The sequence below is a fragment of the Myxococcus sp. CA039A genome, from assembly GCF_013336645.1.
In the GTDB taxonomy this organism is placed as follows: Bacteria; Myxococcota; Myxococcia; order Myxococcales; family Myxococcaceae; genus Myxococcus; species Myxococcus llanfairpwllgwyngyllgogerychwyrndrobwllllantysiliogogogochensis.
In genome coordinates this window covers 1-1240 of the sequence record NZ_JABUMQ010000672.1, presented here as the reverse complement: position 1 = coordinate 1240, position 1240 = coordinate 1, and the positions used below count along the sequence as shown (strand labels likewise).

At 69.8% G+C, this 1240-nt stretch carries 1 protein-coding gene; it reads right to left on the bottom strand.

The features are described from left to right. The coding region (locus tag HR086_RS46935; protein WP_174468920.1) for an SPFH domain-containing protein at positions 1 to 1240 on the bottom strand (1240 nt) is incomplete at both ends.

The following is a 1240-nucleotide window of genomic DNA, read 5'->3' as shown; positions in this document are numbered from 1 at the left end:
GGGCGGAGGAGTCGCGGGCGGCTCCGTCTTCAAGACGTTCACCAGGGCCATCATCTGGGCCACCAGGGTGGTCAGTCCGAGCCCGTCGTGCGCGCCCCCGGCGCCTCCGATGGACACCGAGCGCAGTTCGCGAGGCTGCGGCAGCTTCTGCGCGATGGCGGGCAGCAACTCCACCAGACGGGCCTGCAGGTTGGACGTACTCAGACCATTGAGGATGTTCTGGCGCAGCTCCAGGTGCTCCAGTTCGACCCGGGCCTGGCGGTTGGCCGCGGCGCGCTCCACGTCGCGAGCGTCCGTGCTCGCGAGCGCGGTGCGCTTGAGCGTTGCCGCCTCCACCTCCTGTCGCAGTCGCGCCAGCTCCGCCTCACCGGCCAGCCGGGCCTTCTCCAGCTCCGCGGCCTGGAGCACCGTCTGCTGCCGCTCCGTGGCCAGCTTGCGCGCGTCCTCTTCCTCGCGATGCTGTCGCCGCTGCCGCTCGGATTGCTCGCGGTCGTACGCCTGCGCGTCCTTGCTCGCCCGGAGCGCGGACAGCTCGCCATCGCTCTCCAGTTGCATGCGCTCGCGCGTCTGCTCCACCTCCAGCTCACGCTGGGCCAGCGACTCCTCCTTCCCCAACGACGCCAGCCGGGCGATGCGCTCCTGCTCGGCGCGGAACGGCGTCTGGAGGCTCTCCCACAGGCGCGCGGAGCTGACCACGGCCTCCTTGATTTGCACCGTGACGATGCGCAGCCCCAGGCCCTTGTCGGTGCCTCCGCCGCCCTCCGCCACGTGCCGCAACCGGGCCGTGAGTTCCTCGATGATGGGCTGCTTGTCGGACAGCACCGCGTCGATGCTCATGGTGGCCACCTTGTCCTTGATGGCCGCCTCCGCCTGCTCGCGCAGCTGCACGTTCACCACGCGCATCGGGTCCTCCACGTCGGTGAAGTCCAGCTTGCGGTAGGCCGTGCCGAAGTCCTCGATGATCCACTGCACGTAGCCCTGCACCAACAGGCCCTGCAGCTCGCGGCAGATGCAGTGCGCGTTGATGAGGATGGTCTGCATCGCCCCCGGCACCACCAGGAACGAGTCCTTCGCCGGGTCATAGGCGAACGACACCCCCAGGCCGAGCGTCAGCGGCTGCGCATGCCCACGGCGCGTCTGCACCACGTAGGCATTGGGCGGGACGACGACCGTCTTCCAGCGCCAGAAGCCGGTGATGCGCACGTCCACCGCGTTCCCCGGGCTCGCACCACCACCACCT